The sequence below is a fragment of the Allobosea sp. P1_A7 genome, assembly GCF_056406775.1.
Genome location: NZ_JBFTZN010000614.1, coordinates 1 through 893 on the forward strand (window position 1 = coordinate 1; position 893 = coordinate 893).

An 893-nucleotide genomic window follows, 5' to 3' on the forward strand; every position below is an offset into this window, starting at 1 on the left:
GGGCCCGCGACCCTTTTCACGAAGGGCTAAGAACAATGCCGGCCAAGGCCGAAGCAGGACAGGATGCCAAGCTCTCGCTGGCCGAGCGCGTCTATCAGGAGCTCCGCGCCGCGATCATTTTTGGGGAGATCGCGCAAGGTGCGGTCTTCAACGAATCGGATCTCGTCGCACGCTTCAAGGTCAGCACCTCGCCCTTGCGCGAAGCCCTGTCGCGCCTGCGGCAGGATGGGCTGGTCCGCGTCATTCCGCGCCGGGGCTACAGCGTCACCGAGCTTTCGCTCCGCGATTTCCACGAGCTGATCCAGATGCGCCTGATCCTCGAATGCGCCGCAGCCGAACTCGCCGCCCCGCGCATCACCGACAGCCATGTCGCGATGATGCGCCGGCTATCTTCCGTCGAGCTGCGCATCGGCGACCAGGCGAGCTACCGCGCCTTCATGCGCGCCAACCAGGATTTTCACGAGGCGATCGCCACCATCGCGGACAATGCCCGGCTCCTGCGCGGCATCGCCCAGACCATGGACGAGATGCAGCGCCTGCTCTTCGCCGATCTCGGCGCGGCCGAAGACGGCGAAGAGGTCCGCCACGACCATGACGAGATCATCGAGGCGCTGGCCCGCCGGGACGCAGCCGCGGCCCGCGAAGCGGTGGCGCGCCACATCCGGACCTCTCGCGACCGGGTCGTGGGCCGGATGATGAGGCGGCATACGGGATTTGCGGAGAGGTCGGTGTTTGCGGGGTGAGTGTTGGGCTCCAGGTGGCTAGCCCGACGCATGTCCGGTCCGTCACGGTAGCCATCTCAGGCCTTGCCGCATGGTCGGTCTCGGGCGGTTATTCCCTTTGGATGCTCCATGAAGGGGATTGAGCACCAACGTGGCCGGCTTCCGAAGCGA

General features: G+C 66.2%; 1 protein-coding gene. It reads left to right on the forward strand.

Annotated features, from left to right (window positions below):
• Positions 1–743: GntR family transcriptional regulator (locus tag AC1D34_RS38010; protein WP_476827081.1), on the forward strand; the 743-nt coding region annotated here is incomplete at its 5' end.
• Positions 744–893: the final 150 nt, after the last annotated feature.